At 59.2% G+C, this 16720-nt stretch carries 15 protein-coding genes; 6 read left to right on the forward strand and 9 right to left on the reverse strand.

Annotated elements, in window-relative coordinates; translation table 11 throughout:
* The first annotated feature begins 368 nt into the window (after window positions 1-368).
* The 3 genes from FJU30_RS03475 (at window position 369) to folA (ending at window position 2195) form a co-directional block, all read left to right on the forward strand.
* Window positions 369-1145, forward strand: coding sequence for a threonine/serine exporter family protein (locus FJU30_RS03475; protein WP_150433629.1), 777 nt, complete (start codon window positions 369-371; stop codon window positions 1143-1145).
* The gene (locus FJU30_RS03480; protein ID WP_150433628.1) at window positions 1136-1606 is read left to right on the forward strand and encodes a threonine/serine exporter; all 471 of its coding nucleotides are present in this window, start codon (window positions 1136-1138) and stop codon (window positions 1604-1606) included. The genes FJU30_RS03475 and FJU30_RS03480 overlap by 10 nt, the downstream gene beginning before the upstream one ends.
* 106 nt (window positions 1607-1712) lie before the next feature.
* Window positions 1713-2195, forward strand: a complete 483-nt coding sequence (gene folA / locus FJU30_RS03485; protein WP_150433627.1) for a type 3 dihydrofolate reductase — start codon at window positions 1713-1715, stop codon at window positions 2193-2195.
* A gap of 284 nt (window positions 2196-2479) precedes the next feature.
* Here the strand turns inward: folA and apaH are convergent, their stop codons facing one another.
* From apaH to lptD, 6 genes are all read right to left on the reverse strand, one after another.
* Window positions 2480-3337, reverse strand: coding sequence for a bis(5'-nucleosyl)-tetraphosphatase (symmetrical) ApaH (gene apaH / locus FJU30_RS03490; protein WP_150433626.1), 858 nt, complete (start codon window positions 3335-3337; stop codon window positions 2480-2482).
* 2 nt (window positions 3338-3339) lie between these two features.
* Window positions 3340-3717, reverse strand: a complete 378-nt coding sequence (gene apaG, locus FJU30_RS03495; RefSeq protein WP_150433625.1) for a Co2+/Mg2+ efflux protein ApaG — start codon at window positions 3715-3717, stop codon at window positions 3340-3342.
* Window positions 3718-3734: 17 nt separating this feature from the next.
* Window positions 3735-4550: a 16S rRNA (adenine(1518)-N(6)/adenine(1519)-N(6))-dimethyltransferase RsmA gene (gene rsmA, locus FJU30_RS03500; RefSeq protein ID WP_150433624.1), complete on the reverse strand. Its 816-nt coding sequence runs from the start codon at window positions 4548-4550 to the stop codon at window positions 3735-3737.
* Window positions 4543-5544 (reverse strand): 4-hydroxythreonine-4-phosphate dehydrogenase PdxA, encoded by a 1002-nt coding sequence (pdxA, locus tag FJU30_RS03505; protein ID WP_150433623.1) that lies wholly within the window; start codon window positions 5542-5544, stop codon window positions 4543-4545. Before pdxA ends, rsmA begins: the two co-directional genes overlap by 8 nt.
* On the reverse strand, window positions 5534-6829 hold the full coding sequence (gene surA, locus FJU30_RS03510; protein ID WP_150433622.1) for a peptidylprolyl isomerase SurA: 1296 nt from the start codon (window positions 6827-6829) through the stop codon (window positions 5534-5536). The genes pdxA and surA overlap by 11 nt, the downstream gene beginning before the upstream one ends.
* A 191-nt stretch (window positions 6830-7020) precedes the next feature.
* Window positions 7021-9387, reverse strand: a complete 2367-nt coding sequence (gene lptD, locus FJU30_RS03515) for an LPS assembly protein LptD (RefSeq protein ID WP_150433621.1) — start codon at window positions 9385-9387, stop codon at window positions 7021-7023.
* A gap of 186 nt (window positions 9388-9573) precedes the next feature.
* Between lptD and djlA the strand changes: the two genes are divergently transcribed.
* The 3 genes from djlA (at window position 9574) to FJU30_RS03530 (ending at window position 12160) form a co-directional block, all read left to right on the forward strand.
* Window positions 9574-10437, forward strand: a complete 864-nt coding sequence (gene djlA / locus FJU30_RS03520) for a co-chaperone DjlA (RefSeq protein ID WP_150433620.1) — start codon at window positions 9574-9576, stop codon at window positions 10435-10437.
* A gap of 395 nt (window positions 10438-10832) precedes the next feature.
* Entirely contained in the window at window positions 10833-11636 is an 804-nt protein-coding gene (locus FJU30_RS03525; RefSeq protein ID WP_150433619.1) for an AraC family transcriptional regulator, read from the forward strand.
* A gap of 137 nt (window positions 11637-11773) precedes the next feature.
* On the forward strand, window positions 11774-12160 hold the full coding sequence (locus tag FJU30_RS03530; RefSeq protein ID WP_150433618.1) for a cupin domain-containing protein: 387 nt from the start codon (window positions 11774-11776) through the stop codon (window positions 12158-12160).
* Between the two features lie 199 nt (window positions 12161-12359).
* Here the strand turns inward: FJU30_RS03530 and FJU30_RS03535 are convergent, their stop codons facing one another.
* The 3 genes from FJU30_RS03535 to rapA form a co-directional block, all read right to left on the reverse strand.
* Entirely contained in the window at window positions 12360-12806 is a 447-nt protein-coding gene (locus tag FJU30_RS03535) for a DcrB-related protein (RefSeq protein WP_150433617.1), read from the reverse strand.
* A 180-nt stretch (window positions 12807-12986) separates the two neighbouring features.
* A complete protein-coding gene (rluA, locus tag FJU30_RS03540; protein ID WP_150433846.1) occupies window positions 12987-13640 on the reverse strand; it encodes a bifunctional tRNA pseudouridine(32) synthase/23S rRNA pseudouridine(746) synthase RluA in 654 nt (217 codons plus the stop codon).
* A gap of 54 nt (window positions 13641-13694) precedes the next feature.
* Window positions 13695-16601 carry an RNA polymerase-associated protein RapA gene (rapA, locus tag FJU30_RS03545; protein ID WP_150433616.1) on the reverse strand — a complete coding sequence of 969 codons (2907 nt, stop codon included), beginning with the start codon at window positions 16599-16601 and terminating at the stop codon, window positions 13695-13697.
* Window positions 16602-16720: the final 119 nt, after the last annotated feature.

Here is a 16720-nt window from a genome sequence, read left to right on the forward strand (position 1 = left end):
TTTGCCGCGTCGGTCTCTTCCGCCGCAGTCGTTTAGCGGCGGAAATGGCGCGGCTTTCCTCCCGGCCCGGGAGCCTTCCCGGGCCTTGTCGTCGGACCAATCCTGCCCCGCCATAATCGGCGCTCCGGCGGCGCAAGAAAGGCGTATAATAACGGCGCTAAACTTATTTCTTTCTGCTCATCTTGGTTATTTGCCGGCAATATGTTAACAAGTGTCCTTCCATTATTTATGGTTATATCCGTCATCTTGCCGGTAGCAGGCGCGTTGGCTGCGCTCAATGATAGTGAGGCGGGATTCGCATACAGGCGCCTGCCGACAGCGTACTATCCGCCGGGTATATTTTTTCGGGCTGGGGGCAGTAAATTTACATGATCGATGCAGAAACATCGCAGCGGGAAATTACCCGCTTGTGTATTCAGTGCGCGCTATTGCTGTTGCAGCACGGCGCGGAAAGTACGGTAGTGGAACAGCTGTCTTCCCGGCTGGGCGTCGCTCTCGGGGTGGACAGCGTCGAAAGCTCCATCTCCGCCAACGCGATTGTGTTGACGACCATTATGCACGGACATTGCCTGACGTCGACGCGTAAGAATGTGGATCGCGGTATCAATATGCACGTGGTCACGGAAGTGCAGCATGTGGTGATTATGGCGGAGCATCGCCTGCTGGACGTGGTCGACGTGGAAAAGCGTTTCAGCCATATTCGTCCGCTGCGCTATCCGCGCTGGCTGGTGGTCACCACCGTCGGGTTATCGTGCGGCTGTTTTAGTCGGCTGAACGGCGGCGGCTGGGATGCTTTTCTGGTCGCGCTGCTCGCCAGCGGGCTGGCGATGTATGTGCGCCAGCTCCTGACCGCCCGGCATCTCAATCCGATGATTAACTTCTGCATCACCGCCTTCGTCGCGACCTCCGCATCCGGACTGCTGATGCGTCTGCCCGTGCTGCAGCATTCGTCCACGGTGGCGATGGCGGCCAGCGTGCTGCTGCTGGTGCCGGGCTTTCCGCTGATCAACGCGATCGCGGATATGTTTAAGGGACATGTGAATACCGGGCTGGCGCGCTGGGCGATGGCCAGCCTGCTGACGCTGTCGACCTGTATCGGCGTGGTATCCGCGATGGCGTTATGGGGGTTGCACGGATGGTCTTAGCGTTGATGTGGGCATTAATTCAGGATATGGCGCTGGCGGCGGTTCCCGCGCTTGGTTTCGCCATGGTGTTTAATGTGCCGGTGCGCGCGCTGCACTACTGCGCGCTGCTCGGCGCGCTGGGACACGGCGCGCGTTTTCTGCTGATCCATTTTGGCTTGCATATCGAATGGGCCTCGTTCCTGGCCTCGATCATGATCGGCATCATCGGCATCCGCTGGTCGCGCTGGCTGCTGGCGCACCCGAAGGTGTTTACGGTGGCGGCGGTGATCCCGATGTTTCCGGGGATTTCGGCCTATACGGCGATGATTTCCGTTGTGCAGCTGTCTCATCAGGGTTATAGCGAGGCGCTGATGCAGACGCTGATCACTCATTTTCTCAAAGCCAGTTTTATCGTCGGCGCGCTTTCCATCGGGCTGTCGCTGCCGGGGATTTGGCTGTACCGCAAGCGGCCCGGGGTGTAGCCGGTCGGAGCACTCTTATATTATTCGCCGCGCCGGGTAACGTTATCGACGAGTGCGCGGCCTTTCCGTATAGTGGCACCAATTTTATCGCCTGTAGGGTTTTACCATGGTTATTAGTTTGATTGCCGCACTGGCAGTAGATCGCGTAATCGGTATGGAAAACGCCATGCCGTGGCATTTGCCGGCCGATTTGGCGTGGTTTAAGCGCAACACCCTCAAAAAGCCCATCATTATGGGGCGTAACACGTTCGAGTCCATCGGGCAGCCGCTGCCCGGCCGGCTCAATATTGTTCTGAGCCGCCGCCCGGGCGACGACCCGCGCGTGACATGGGTAACCTCACTGGAGCAGGCGTTAAGCGCCGCGGGCGAGGTCGAGGAAGTGATGGTGATCGGCGGAGGCAATGTCTATAAACAGCTGTTGCCGCAGGCGCAGCGGCTCTATTTGACCCATATCGATGCGGAAGTCGAGGGCGATACCCATTTCCCGGACTATGAGCCGGACGAATGGCAGATGACGTTCAGCGAATTCCATGACGCCGACGAAAACAATAGTCACAGCTACTGCTTTGAAATCCTCGAACGCCGTTAATTCGCTACGGGCTCAACGGGCGCGCTAATTCTCTTTTTCTTACGGCGCCCGCTCTCCTTATATCTGCTCCGCCGTTGACACACGACAGTCATACTGGCCGCGTATGGTTGGAAAAAACAGCCAGTGGACGTGGACATGAAAACAACATCGGGATTGAATCAGGACAGACTGCGCGATCCGGCGCGCGCGGCGTCAACCGGCAGCGCGCCTGTATTATCGGGAATTTTAGGCGGCGGAATCTGGCTGCCCGTCGTCAGCAACGGGCAGCGCCGTAACGGCGGCGCTCAGCCTGCGGTGCCGGATGCGGCGTCGTTGTCCTCCGGCAAGGACTGAGCGAGGGAAGGCTGGGTGAAGTAGCGTTTATCCTCCCAGCGCAGCAGAGTAAGATTTCCGCCCCAGCAGCAGCCGGTGTCCAGCCCATAGATGCCCGGCGGCGTGCCTTTCCCTTCCAGCGACGCCCAGTGGCCGAAGACAATGGCGTATTCGCTGGCTATCGGCCCCGGGATATCAAACCACGGTTTGAGCAGCCAGGGGGCGTGCGAAGGCGGCTCCTTGCACTGCATATCCAACTGTCCGCCGGAAAAGCAATAGCGCATGCGGGTAAACACATTGGTACTGAAACGCAGACGCGCAAGACCGCTTAGCTCGGGACTCCAGTGATTGGGCATGTCGCCATACATGGCGTCCAGAAACAGCGGATAGCTGTCGCTGGCCAGAATGGATTCGACTTCGTGCGCGCACAGACGCGCGGTTGCCAGATCCCACTGCGGGGTAATGCCGGCGTGAGCCATCACCAGCCGCCGTTCGTCATCCACCTGCAGAATCGGCTGGTGGCGCAGCCAGTTAATCAGCTCGTCCGCGTCCGGCGCGTTAAGCAGCGGCATCAGCCGATCTTTGGGTTTACTGCGGCTGATGCCGGCATAGACGGCCAGCAAATGCAGATCGTGATTGCCCAGTACGACGCGTACCGAATCGCCCAGCGAGCGCACGTAACGCAAGACGCCCAGCGAATCAGGCCCGCGCGCCACCAGGTCGCCGGTCAGCCACAGCGTGTCCCGCTGCGGATCGAAAGAAACCTGCGCCAACAGCGCCTGTAGTTCGGCCAGACAGCCGTGAACATCGCCAATCAGATAAGTCGACATAATTAATGTATCAGTGAGGGAATAGCCAGACGGAATACCGGAATCTCTACGTGGAAACTCTCGCCCTGGTGGTCGGTCATCAGGTAATGTCCTTCCATCGTGCCTAAAGGCGTTTCCAGTATGGCGCCGCTGGTGTACTGGAATTCGCTGCCGGGATCGATCACGGGCTGTGCGCCGACCACGCCTTCGCCGTGCACTTCGGTCTGGCGTCCGTTGGCGTTGGTGATTAGCCAGTGGCGTCCGCGTAACTGCACGCTATGCCGCCCCAGATTACGGATAGTGATGGTGTAGGCAAACACATAGCGCTCTTCGTCCGGGCTGGACTGGGCTTCAATGTAAATGCTCTGAACCTGAACACATACGCGGGGGGCATCGATCATCTCGGCAACTCCTGTGATTACTGCGCGGCGGGGTGGGCGCTAAGCCAGTTCGCCAGGCGGCAGTATTGCTCAACGGAAACATTCTCCGCGCGGCGGGCGGGATCGATGCCCAGTTCGGTCAACTGCTCCGGGGTAAATCGGTGTCCCAGACTGTTGCGCAGGGTTTTCCGGCGCTGGTTAAAAGCTTCGGTGGTGAGCTGGCTCAGCAGACGCAGATCGCTGACCGGATGGGGCAGCGTTTGATGAGGCACCAGACGAACCACCGCGGAATCAACTTTAGGCGCCGGTTTAAAGGCGGTCGGCGGAACTTCCAGCACCGGAATCACCTGACAATAGTATTGCGCCATCACGCTCAAACGGCCGTAGGCCTTGCTGTCCGGACCGGCGACCAGCCGATTAACCACCTCTTTCTGCAACATGAAGTGCATATCCTGAATAGCGTGAGTATAACTAAACAGGTGGAACATCAGCGGCGTTGAAATATTATACGGCAGGTTACCAAATACCCTCAGCGGCTGACCAGCCTGTTCGGCCATATCGGCGAAATTCACCGTCATCGCATCCTGCTGCACGATGGTCAGCTTGTCTTTTAATACCGGATGCGTTTCCAGCCGGGCCGCCAGATCGCGGTCCAGCTCGATCACGGTGAAACGGTCGATTCGTTCGGCAACCGGCCCGGTCAACGCGCCGAGGCCGGGGCCAATTTCCACAATCGCCTGGCCTGGCAGCGGATGAATGGCGGAGACGATGCTGTCAATTACGAAGCGATCGCTTAAAAAGTTTTGTCCAAAACGCTTGCGGGCGAAGTGGCCCTGATGAACTCGATTATTCATTACGATTATTTATCATTTTAATGGCAAGATTGAGCGCCGTCGTGAGGCTGCCCACGCTGGCTTCTCCGGTCGCGGCCAGTTCCAGCGCGGTGCCGTGATCGACAGAGGTACGGATAAACGGCAGACCCAGGGTGATATTCACCGCCCGGCCAAAGCCCTGGTATTTCAGCACCGGCAGCCCCTGATCGTGATACATGGCGAGCACCGCATCCGCGGGCTGCAGATATTTGGGCTGAAACAGCGTATCGGCCGGCAACGGGCCGATCAGCCGGATACCGCGCTGACGCAGTTCTTCCAGCGCGGGAATGATGATGTCCAGCTCTTCACGCCCCATATGGCCGCCTTCGCCGGCGTGCGGATTCAGTCCGCAGACATAAATCTGCGGCTGTTCGATGCCGAATTTACGCTGCAGATCGTGATGCAAAATCGTAATGACCTCGTGCAGCGTTTGCCGGGTGATGGCGGCCGGAACGTCGAGCAGCGGCAGGTGAGTGGTCGCCAGCGCCACCCGCAGACTCTCGGTAGCCAGCATCATGACCACGCGTCGACAGCCGCTGCGATCGGCGAAGAATTCGGTGTGTCCGCTGAACGGTACGCCGGCGTCGTTGATCACGCCTTTGTGCACCGGCCCGGTGACCAGCGCGGCGAACTCGCCGTTCAGACAGCCATCGCAGGCGCGCGCCAGGGTTTCCACCACATAGCGGCCGTTGCCGACATCAAGCTGACCAGCCCGAACCGGCTGATTCAGCGCGACCGGCAGCAGCGTCAGCGACCCTGCCGGCTGAGGACGGGCGGGCTGATCGGCGCGATAGTCGCACAGGGTGAGCGGCAGGCGAAGCTGCTGAGCGCGCGCGCGCAACAGTTGCGGATCGGCACAAACAACAAGCTCAACAGGCCAGGCCTGTTGAGCCAGCGTCACCACCAGATCGGGACCAATCCCGGCGGGTTCGCCGGGCGTGATGACAATCCGGCGGGGGATGTCGTTAACGGTCATTGTCGTTGATGATTTTGACATAGGCCGCGGCGCGACGTTCCTGCATCCAGGTCTGCGCTTCTTCAGCGAACTTACGGTTGAACAGCATGCGGTAAGCCCGCTCTTTCTGGGCGGCGTCCGTTTTATCCACCTGACGGGTATCCAGCAACTGAATAAGGTGCCAGCCGAACGAGGAGTGAACCGGCGCGCTGATTTCGCCTTTTTTCAGTTTCAGCAGGGTATCGCGGAAGGTGGGATCGTACATATCCGGCGATGCCCAGCCCAGATCGCCGCCCTGGTTGGCGGAGCCGGGATCCTGCGACAGCTGTCTGGCCTGGGTGGCGAAATCAGAGCGGCCGCTGCGGATATTCTGCAGCACTTCTTCCAGTTTCGCGCGCGCCTGGTCGTCGGTCATGACCACCGACGGTTTCAGCAGGATGTGGCGGGCATGGGTTTCCAGCACGGATACCGTCTGGTCGCCGCCGCGGATATCGTTGACGCGCAGAATATGGAAACCGACGCCGGAGCGGATCGGGCCGACGACTTCGCCTTTTTTGGCGGTCACCAGCCGTTGGGCGAACAGCGTCGGCAGTTCCTGCAGCCGGCCCCAACCCATCTGGCCGCCCTGCAGCGCCTGGGAGTCCGCCGAGTAGGAGATAGCCAGCTTACCGAAGTCGGCGCCTTTCTGCGCCTCGGCCACCAGCGAGCGCGCCAGTTTTTCGGCGTCGTCCACCTGTTGCTGGCTGGGGTTTTCCGGCAGCGGGATTAGGATATGGCTCAGGTTGAATTCCGCGCCTTCCCCGGCCTGGCCGGCGATTTGTTTAGCCAGCGCGTCCACTTCCTGCGGCAAAATAGTGACGCGACGGCGAACTTCATTATTACGTACTTCAGCGATCAGCATCTCTTTGCGGATCTGGCCGCGATAAGCGCTGTAGCTGAGGCCCTCATAGGACAGTTGTTGACGCAGCTGATCGAGCGTCATGCGGTTCTGCGCGGCGATGCGGGTAATCGCCTGATCCAACTGTTCGTCGCTGATCTGCAGACCCATTCTCTCCGCGCTCTGCAGGATGATGTTATCCATAATCAGGCGATCGATGATCTGGTGGCGCAGCGTGTCGTCATCCGGCAACTGTTGACCCGCCTGGCGGGCATTCTGTTTTACCGACTGAAACAGGCCATTGACGTCACTCTCCAGCACCACGCCGTTATCTACCACCGCCGCGACTTTATCGACGACCTGCGGCGCGGCAAACACAGTGTTGGCGCTCAAAGCCAGCCCGAGAATCAGCATTCTCCAGTTCTTCATACCTTTCCCATTATCTGTCCGCCTGAGCGGGTTAACATTGATATCCGGCACCCGGTGTGTTTTGCCTGACGTTACCGCAATCCCCCGGTGTTCAGGCCGACGCGGCGCGAAGGGTTCCGCGCTCTCCGCCCGGCATGAGCGGGGGGAGACTGTCGTTACCGTACGCCGCAACCTGAACCGCTATCGGGGCTCTATTCTCCGAACGCCCGCTGATACGGTAAAATACCTGAATTCAGCATGCGCGCGGAACCCAGCCCGTAATTATTGCTCAGGCCGCGCAGTTCAATATTGAACGACACTTTATTGTCGTATTCGCTACTGAGACTGCTGTTGTTCCAACTGGTGATCTTCCGTTCATAACCAACGCTGACGGCCCAGCAGCAGGTGTTGTACTGTAAACCGATCAACTGGTCGGCGGGCTGATTCGCTTTGGTATCGTAATAATACGCGCCGACGACCGACCAGCGATCGGCGACCGGCCAGCTGGCGATCATCCCCACCTGCGAGATGCCCTGCTGGAAGCCCGGGTTACGGATATTCGGCAGCATCGCCTGAATGTAATCCGGGCTGGCGTAGCGGTAGCTCAGTTGCACCATGCGTTCGGCATCGCGCCGGTATTCCACCACCGCATCGCCCAGCACCACGCTGTCCTGACGGGCGTCGTACTGTAACCCGCCGCGCACGCCCCAGTCGCCGTTCACCTTCCAGTAGGTGTCGCCGGCCCACACCAGACTGCCGTTATCCGTATTTTGATCGAGTATCGTGCTGGTATTACCGGTACGAGGACGATCAAAGTAGTAGATTTGACCTATGGAAGCGTTAAAACGTTCAACCAGCGCATCATCATAAATGCGAGAGGTAATACCGGTGGCCAGCTGGTTGGCCGACGCGATGCGATCCAGACCGCTGTACGTGCGGTCGCGGAACAGCCCGGCATAGTCGGTTTGCAGCAGCGTGGAGTCATAAGTATGGATGTCGCTCTGGTCGCGGTAAGGTACGTACAGGTACTGCGCGCGCGGCTCCAGCGTCTGGGTATAGCCCGGCGCCCAGTCCATATCGCGGTCGAGCACCAGCTTACCGTCCATTTTATACTGCCCCATCACCCGGTTCACCGAAGATTTCAGATCGTTTTTGTTGCTGTCCATGACGTCGGGATCGGCCTGGTAACGCTCCAGATTGCTTTGCTGGTAGTGCGTCGCCATCAGTTTCGCTTCGGTATTCAGGCTGGCCCAGCGGTTCGACAGCGGCAACGTCAGCGCGGGTTCAATGTGCAGGCGGGTGGCTTCCGGTCGATTCGGGTTCTCATTGGTAAATTTTACCGCCTGACCATAAAGGTGAACATCGAACGGGCCGATATCATTGCGGTAATAATTCAGATCGAGCTGGGGTTCGGCGCGATAAATGTCGCTGCTTTCGGTGCCGGACAGCAGCTGGAATCGTTTATTCGAGAGCGTGGCGTCCCAGTTGAGATCGGCATAACCGACGCTCAGTTTTTGCGTCACGTAGCCGTCGGTCGTGGCGCCATAGGTGGAGTCCAGATCTTTAAAGTAGCGTTCATCGCTGACTTTGGTGTAGTCGGTGCTAAAACGCCAGACCTGATCCATGACGCCTTCATGTTCCCAGTGGAACAGCCAGCGGCGGTTGTTGTCATCCTGCGGCTCGTCTTTGGCGTATTCGCGATCGTCGGGCAGCCAGTCCAGCTCAACAAGGCCGGTGCCGGGCGCGACCAGGTAGCGAAACTCGTTTTGCCACTGGACGCCGCGTTTGGTCAGCAGATGCGGCGTCAGCGTGGCGTCAAAGGCCGGCGCGATGTTCCAGTAATACGGGGTGAGCAGTTCGAAACCGTTGCTGCTGCCGTATTTGGCGTTCGGGATCAGGAAGCCGGAACGGCGCTTATCGCCGACCGGCAACTGTAGATAGGGGCTGTAAAAGACCGGCACATTACCGATTTTAAAGCGCGCGTTCCAGATTTCGGCCACCTGCTCTTCGCGATCGTGGATCACTTCCGAACCCACGACACTCCAGCTATTATCTCCCGGTAAACAGGAGGTGAAGGAGCCGTTCTCCAGAATGGTGTAGCGATTGTTATCGCGCAGTTTCATTCTGTCCGCGTTGCCGCGCCCCTGACGGCCGACCATCTGATAGTCGCCCTGATAGACATCGGTGTCTTTATTCGTCAGGTTAGACCAGGCCTTCGGACCCTTCATGATGACCTGGTTGTCGTCATAGTGAACGTCGCCGGTGGCGGTGACGGTGCGTACGGGATCGTCGCCGGCGCCGTCCTGCAACTGGTTTAATTCGACTTCCTTCGCGGTGAGGAGGCCGTTGCCCTGCGCGACGTTGACGTTGCCGCTAAAGCGGGCGCTGGACGGGTAGTTGGCCTCGACCTTATCGGCGTGGATATTGACCGGCAGTTCATCCGCCGAGCCGGTGACCAGCGGACGCTCGAAGACGGGCACGCCCAGCAGGCATTGCTCAGCGAGATCGGCCAGCGCGTGCTGGCTGTACAGCGCTGACCAAATCAGTGTGGCCAGCAGGGTTGGGAAACTTTTTTTCATACGCGGTATCAGGTGTTCCGTCATCGGGGGCATCATGCCGGCAAACGGTCAGAGACTATATCAGTCGCTGACGTTGTGCCAGCGTTAAATCCCCGTCGTTTCTGCGCACCGCCGTTAGGTGCAAAGATAAATGACGGGTATGATAAAGCAATTTTTCGCCGACGGCATGGGGATTTGAGGAAGTATATGCGGTATTGGGGTAAGTTGCTGGGGCTGGTGCTGGGCGCGTTATCCAGCGGCGGCGTATGGGGAATGGTAGCGGGATTGCTGGCGGGTCATTTGCTGGATAAAGCCCGTGCGTCGCGGCGTCGCGATTTTTTCTCCGCCCGGTCACCGCGCGAGGGGTTGTTCTTCCTGACCACGTTTCAGGCGATGGGGCACCTGACTAAGTCGAAAGGGCGGGTAACCGAAGCCGATATCCAGATGGCGACGCAAATCATGGACCAGCTCGATCTGCACGGCGCGTCGCGCACGGCGGCTCAACAGGCGTTCCGCGAGGGAAAAGTCAGCTACTTTCCCCTGCGAATGAAGCTGCGCAAGCTGCGCGATGTCTGCATGGGACGTTTCGATCTGATTAAGATGTTTCTGGATATTCAGCTACAGGTCGCTTTCGCCAACGGCGCGCTGCACCCCAATGAGCGGCGCCTTCTGTATGTGTTCGCCGATGAACTGGGCGTTACGCGCGCGCAGTTTGAGCTTTTTTTGCGCAATATGGAGCAGGGGCGCGCGGGGCCGGGGCCGCAGAGCGATCAATCTTACCGCAGGAGCGGCGATAACCGCGGCGCGCATAGCGGCCGTTCGCATTATCAGCAGCAGCAGCGCCAGTCTCCTCCGCGCAGCCCGACGCTGGAAAGCGCCTGTCGCATTCTGGGGGTGAAGAGCAGCGATGATGCGGCCACCATCAAGCGCGCCTACCGCAAGCTGATGAGTGAACATCACCCGGATAAGCTGGTGGCGAAAAGGTTATCTCCGCGCATGATGGAACTGGCTAAACGCAAGGCGCAGGATATTCAGGCCGCCTATGAGCTGCTAAAGAGTCAGCGGCGGTAGAATAATCACGTTCTCTTCTGTGCATTATGTCTCCCTTCTGAATCATTTCCTTCCGCAATCACCTTCCGCCGTAAGCGGCAACGATCTTTATATCCGTCATATTTCAGGCCGCCGGCGCGCTGGCTTTATTGCCCGACCCATTTCTGGGGCAGTTTTGTAAACAGGGCGACGCGCCGGGGTGTTCGGCCCGCTGGCGTTTTGTCCAGCTGATCTAATGAGTTAGATTCCATGCCCATTATTTTTGTATTGTTATTTCAGCAGGTTATAGTCCGTCGCGGGTATTTATCTTTGGCGGCGATCGTCTATTATCGAGTGGGGGCGCCGGTCGCTGGCGCAACCGATGATGTCGACCGGCCGGACGACGTTTGCCAATATCAACCGGAGCGCTGACGGCGATGATTATCACTGACAGAGACTGGGTCTTACGCGCGCCGCAGGGCGCTAAAGTAGAGCGAATTGAAGCCTTCTTTAGCAGTTATGCATATGAGCCTCATCGCCATGACGTCTACGCTATTGGCCGTACGCTGTCGGGCGTGCAGAATTTTCGCTATCAGAAGAGCATGCGGCATAGTCTGCCCGGCAGCAGCATGGTGATTTACCCGGATGAACTGCACGACGGCGAAGCCGGCTGCGAGCAGGGTTTCCATTACCGGATGATTTATGTGGAGCCGGTATTAATTCAGCAGATTCTGCGGGGCCGTCCTCTGCCTTTTATTCCCGGCGGGATATCGAACGACCCGAGACTGTATCGCGCGATGGAAAATCTGCTGCAAAGTATCGATAACGTTATCGACCCGCTGGAAGAAGACGATGCTATTTATGATCTGGCGCAGGCGCTGGATTGTGTGGCCGGCCAGCGTCGGGGACGCGGGTCATTCGATTTCGCCGCCGCGGAGCGGGCGCGCGAGTACATTCATAGCCACCTGGCGGACGCGGTAACGCTGGATGCGCTGGAGATCGCCAGCGGCCGGGAGCGCTGGAGCCTGTCGCGCGATTTTCGCGCACTGTACGGCACCAGCCCTTATCGCTATGTGGTCCAGCGTCGTCTGGAACAGTGCCGGCATCTGATGCTGGACGGTTTTTCCCTTGCCGATGCCGCGCTGGCCGCGGGATTCAGCGACCAAAGCCACATGACCCGGCATTTCACTCAGACATACGGCCTTTCGCCGGCGCGCTGGTTCAGAATGCTGACCGACTGACCGACTGACCGACTGACCGACTGACCGACTGACCGACTGACCGACTGACCGACTGACCGACTGACCAACTGCACGATCGTACAAGATCCTGCTTCCTCTGCCGTACTACTCTCTCATTTCAACGCGAGAGGGTTATTATGGTTAAAAAGAACATTCAGTCCGCCGTGCCGGCGATCAATTTGGCGAATAAGTTTTCGTTGATCGATGAACACTGGTCTCCCAGAGTCATTGCGGAAATGAACGACAACCAGTTTAAGCTGGTCAGGATTGAAGGGGAGTTTATCTGGCATGCCCACCCCGAAACCGATGAAGTTTTTATGGTGATTGAAGGCGAACTGCGCATCGATTTTGCGGATAGCCATGTGCTGGTCAACGCCGGAGAGCTGTTTGTGGTTCCGAAAGGCGTTAGCCATAAACCCCGTGCCGACAAGGAGGTAAAGCTGTTAATCATTGAGCCGCGCGGCGTGATGAATACCGGCGATCAGGGAGGCGAAAGAACCGCGCCCGCTGACCGGTGGATCTGAATTTATCGCTTGCCCGGCGTCCGCCGTTTTTTGCCGGATGAGCGGTCTATGAACCGATTCCCATGCCTGGCGCGGCCATCTATCGGGTCGCGCCGCGGCGTGCGGCAGCGCCGACTGGCCGAAGTGGCGCCGTGTCCGTCGCGACTTCGCTGTCCGGGCTAAGTCGGGGCGCCATGCGGCGGTCATCACCACGCGGAGATTAAGACGCCGCTCGGGTAAAACTGTTCAGCAGGTCGGCGAACTGCGCTTTATCCTGCTCCGTCAGCGCCCGGCCGACGCTCTGGGTAAAGACCAGGATCAGGCCGTTGCCCGGGGCAAACACCGCCTGCTGCTGCCAGACCCGCTGGCCGTCGCGCAGGTAACTGGCCTGAACGCATTCGCCGTTCAGCGCCTGCTCCCCCTGGCCAAGCTGCGCCGGCGCGCGGGAGCGTTCTTTCCATCCCTTAAGATGTTTGCCCAGCAGACTGAGTTGACGATCGATATAAGCGGACAGCGTTTCGTCCGGCGGCAGCGTATCGCGAGCGATATTAAAGGAGGCGCTATCCGCCGCGGCTGGGGCGAAGACGTTTACCGTGCGGTCGAGATAGCCTTCGGGCAGCGCAACGCTGCCTTCGGTGAACTGGCAACGAGTAGAGGAAAATGGCATCGTGCAGCATCCTGTCGCTTAAATGTAGAGGTTGTTGAGAGCGTCGCCAGGGCACCAGAGATAGCGGGAACTGTCGCAGAAAGAGGCGTTCCCTGGTAACGAACGTTGTCAACAGTCTGGTATTTAACTTTCGGCATTCTGTCCGTTGACGGCGCCAGGCGCAAGTAAAATCCGGCGCGCTTAGAAATCCGCCTCGCAGCGGAAGTGCATCGGGGTGGTAAAGGCTGGATGGGTGATGCGCAATTCCTGGGCGTGCAGCAGCAGGCGCGGCGCCATCGCTTTTACCTCGGCGGGGGCGTAGAAGCCATCGCCGAGAATCGGATGCCCCTGCGACAGCATATGTACGCGTAACTGGTGAGAACGGCCGGTAATCGGCATCAGCTTAATCAGCGTGGTGCCGGCGGCTTCACGCGTCAGCACCTGCCAGGCCGTTTGCGCCGCTTTGCCCTGCTCGAAGCACACTTTCTGACGCGGCCGATTCGGCCAGTCGCAGATGAGCGGCAGATCAACCATTCCCTCATCCTGTTCGACCCAGCCCCAGACGCGCGCCAGATAAGATTTTTTCGGTTCCCGCTCGCGGAACTGGCGCTTTAATTCGCGCTCCGCCGCCTTGTTCAGCGCTACCGCCATCACGCCGCTGGTGGCCATATCAAGACGATGGACCGATTCGGCCAGCGGGAAATCGGCCTGGATGCGGCTCATCACGCTGTCTTTATGTTCGGGCGCCCGGCCCGGCACCGACAGCAGACCGCTGGGCTTATTGACCACGATAATGTGCTGATCCTGATACAGAATATGCAGCCAGGGATCGCGCGGAGGGTTATAAGGATCCATCATAACTCCACTGGGGCGGCAAGGGCGCCGGCCTTTGCCGCCGGGATGATACGTTTACTGGTGAGTGACCACCACCAGACGGATGGCATCCAGCCGCCAGTTGGCCTGATGCAGGTTCAGCAGGATCTGTTCGCGCTGGTCTTCCAGCGCGCGCAGTTCGTCCTCGCGGATGTTCGGATTCACCGCCTGCAGCGCGGCCAGTCGCTCCAGTTCGAGGCGCAGCTGGCGGTCCGCTTCCTCCTGCGCCGTCACGATCAACTGACGGGCCTGATGCGCAACCAGCTCTTCGGCCAACTGCAGCATATTGTGTACTTCCGGCTGCACGGCGTTGACCAGCTTGCTGGCGGTATGCCGGTTGACGGCGCTGAGCTGCCGGTTAAACGCTTCGAATTCGACCTGACCGGCCAGATCGGTGCCTTTGCGATCGACCAGCAGGCGCACCGGCGTCGGCGGCAGAAAGCGCGTCAGCTGCAGACTTTTCGGCGCCTGCGCCTCAACCACATAGATCAGCTCGGCCAGCAGCGTGCCGACCGGCAGCGCCTTATTCTTCAGCAGCGATACGGCGCAGCTGCCGGTTTCGCCGGACAGGATCAGATCAAGGCCGTTGCGGATCAACGGGTGTTCCCAACTGATGAACTGGGCGTCTTCCCGCGACAGCGCCTGTTCGCGATCGAAGGTAATGGTGCAGCCGTCCTGCGGCAGGCCCGGGAAATCCGGCACCAGCATATGATCGGACGGCGTTAGCACAATCAGGTTATCGCTGCGGTCTTCCTGGTTGATGCCGACAATATCGAACAGGTTGAGAGCGAACGTAATCAGGTTGACGTCATCATCCTGTTCGGCGATCGCCTGCGCCAGTTGCTGCGCCTGCTCGCCGCCGTTGGAGTGCATTTCCAGCAGGCGGTCGCGCCCCTGTTCCAGCTGTTGTTTCAGCGCGTCATGTTGCTGACGGCAGGCGCGGATAAACTCATCCAGCCCCTGCTGTTCGGTCGGCGTGATCAGCCGCTGCAGCAATTCTTCGTAGTGCATATCGTAGATGGCGCGGCCGGTCGGGCAGGTGTGCTCAAACGCATCCAGGCCTTCATGATACCAGCGCACCAGCAGGGCCTGAGCGGTATTTTCCAGATAAGGGACCAGCAGCTGAATTTGCTGCGTCTGGCCGATACGGTCGAGACGGCCGATGCGCTGTTCCAGCAGATCCGGGTTGAACGGCAGATCAAACATCACCAGATGACTGGCGAACTGGAAGTTGCGTCCTTCGGAGCCGATCTCCGAGCAAAGCAGCACCTGAGCGCCGTCTTCTTCCGAGGCGAACCAGGCGGCGGCGCGGTCGCGTTCGATGATAGACAGGCCTTCATGGAACACGGCGGCCCGAATGGCTTCGCGCGTGCGCAGCACCTGTTCGAGCTGCAGCGCGGTGGCGGCGCGCGCGCAGATCACCAGGATCTTTTCTTCCCGGTGCTGAGTCAGGTAGTTCAGCAGCCATTCCACGCGCGGATCGAAGCTCCACCAGGTGGCGTTATCATCTTCAAACTGCTGGTAGATATGCTCGGGATAGAGCATATCGCGCGCGCGCACCTCCGCCGTTTTGGACGCATTCATGATCGAGGCGACTTTGATGGCGGTCTGATACTGGGCGGGCAGCGGCAGTTTGATCTGGTGCAGTACCCGCTGCGGAAAGCCTTTCACGCCCTGGCGGGTGTTGCGGAACAGCACCCGGCTGGTGCCGTGGCGGTCCATCAGCATGGTAATCAGTTCCTGACGCGCCTGCTGGCTGTCTTCGCTCTGACTGTTGGCCGATTTCAGCAGCGGTTCGATGTCCTGCTCGCCCAGCAGCTCGCCCAATAAGTTGAGGTCGTTCGGGGTCAGCGTTTCGCCGGCCAGCAGCAGGGAGACCGCGTCGGCGACCGGACGGTACTGCTGCTGTTCGCGCACAAATTCGTGGTAATCATGAAAACGGTTGGGATCGAGCAGGCGCAGACGCGCGAAGTGGCTTTCCTGTCCCAGCTGTTCGGGCGTGGCGGTCAACAGTAATACCGCCGGGATGCGGCCGGCCAAACCTTCGATCGCCTGATAGGCCTCGCTGGAGGCGGTTTCGCTCCAGGAGAGGTGATGCGCTTCATCCACCACCAGCAGGTCCCAGCCCGCGGCCTGCAGCTGTTGTTGACGCTGCGCGTTGCGGCAGACGAAATCCAGCGAGCAGATTACCAGCTGTTCGGTTTCGAACGGGTTGCTGCTGTCCAGCCGCGCTTCCGCGTAGCGTTCGTCATCGAACAGCGAGAACAACAGGTTGAAACGACGCAGCATCTCCACCAGCCACTGGTGCTGCAGCGTTTCCGGCACCACGATCAGCACGCGTTCGGCGCGCCCGGCCAGCAGTTGCTGGTGAATGATCATGCCTGCCTCGATGGTTTTCCCCAGACCCACTTCATCGGCCAGCAGAACGCGCGGGGCATGGCGCTGGCCGACTTCGCGCGCAATGTGCAGCTGGTGCGGGATCAGGCTGGCGCGCATGCCGCGCAGACCGTTCCATGGCTGAAGCGCCTGATCGCGCTGATGACGACGAGCGCGGTAGCGCAGCGCGAAGCGGTCCATCCGATCGATTTGTCCGGCGAACAAACGATCCTGCGGTTTATTAAAGGTCAGTTTGCTGTCGAGCATAACCTCACGCAGTTCGGCCGTGACGGGCGTATCGTCCAGCCGCTGGCCGGTATATATCAGCAGCCCGTTTTCTTCGCGCACGTCCTCAACCTTCAACTGCCAGCCTTCATGACTGGTAACGGTATCGCCCGGATTGAATATCACGCGAGTGATTGGGGCGTCATTTCTGGCGTAGAGGCGGTTTTCACCGCTGGCAGGAAACAGTAACGTAACCATCCGCGTATCCAGCGCAACGACGGTACCTAATCCAAGTTCGCTCTCTGTATCGCTGATCCAGCGTTGACCAAGTGTAAAAGGCATAAATTCTCAGCTCGATTTTCGTCTGTGTCGGGGGAGTGTTGGCAACAGCTTGCCATTCGTGCTCGTGAAGGGCAGTGCGTCAGGCACGAAAAATTCAATGTTACTGAAGTTCCTTCAGA

It is taken from the genome of Affinibrenneria salicis (genome assembly GCF_008710095.1).

What these genes read in the sequence shown, in the direction of transcription:
- rsmA (WP_150433624.1), bottom strand. Translation starts at nt 4,550, where the DNA reads ATGAATAATCGAGTTCATCAGGGCCACTTCGCCCGCAAGCGTTTTGGA.
- apaG (WP_150433625.1), bottom strand. Translation starts at nt 3,717, where the DNA reads ATGATCGATGCCCCCCGCGTATGTGTTCAGGTTCAGAGCATTTACATT.
- rluA (WP_150433846.1), bottom strand. Translation starts at nt 13,640, where the DNA reads ATGGATCCTTATAACCCTCCGCGCGATCCCTGGCTGCATATTCTGTAT.
- FJU30_RS03535 (WP_150433617.1), bottom strand. Translation starts at nt 12,806, where the DNA reads ATGCCATTTTCCTCTACTCGTTGCCAGTTCACCGAAGGCAGCGTTGCG.
- folA (WP_150433627.1), top strand. Translation starts at nt 1,713, where the DNA reads ATGGTTATTAGTTTGATTGCCGCACTGGCAGTAGATCGCGTAATCGGT.
- surA (WP_150433622.1), bottom strand. Translation starts at nt 6,829, where the DNA reads ATGAAGAACTGGAGAATGCTGATTCTCGGGCTGGCTTTGAGCGCCAAC.
- djlA (WP_150433620.1), top strand. Translation starts at nt 9,574, where the DNA reads ATGCGGTATTGGGGTAAGTTGCTGGGGCTGGTGCTGGGCGCGTTATCC.
- FJU30_RS03530 (WP_150433618.1), top strand. Translation starts at nt 11,774, where the DNA reads ATGGTTAAAAAGAACATTCAGTCCGCCGTGCCGGCGATCAATTTGGCG.
- lptD (WP_150433621.1), bottom strand. Translation starts at nt 9,387, where the DNA reads ATGAAAAAAAGTTTCCCAACCCTGCTGGCCACACTGATTTGGTCAGCG.
- rapA (WP_150433616.1), bottom strand. Translation starts at nt 16,601, where the DNA reads ATGCCTTTTACACTTGGTCAACGCTGGATCAGCGATACAGAGAGCGAA.
- apaH (WP_150433626.1), bottom strand. Translation starts at nt 3,337, where the DNA reads ATGTCGACTTATCTGATTGGCGATGTTCACGGCTGTCTGGCCGAACTA.
- FJU30_RS03480 (WP_150433628.1), top strand. Translation starts at nt 1,136, where the DNA reads ATGGTCTTAGCGTTGATGTGGGCATTAATTCAGGATATGGCGCTGGCG.
- FJU30_RS03525 (WP_150433619.1), top strand. Translation starts at nt 10,833, where the DNA reads ATGATTATCACTGACAGAGACTGGGTCTTACGCGCGCCGCAGGGCGCT.
- FJU30_RS03475 (WP_150433629.1), top strand. Translation starts at nt 369, where the DNA reads ATGATCGATGCAGAAACATCGCAGCGGGAAATTACCCGCTTGTGTATT.
- pdxA (WP_150433623.1), bottom strand. Translation starts at nt 5,544, where the DNA reads ATGACCGTTAACGACATCCCCCGCCGGATTGTCATCACGCCCGGCGAA.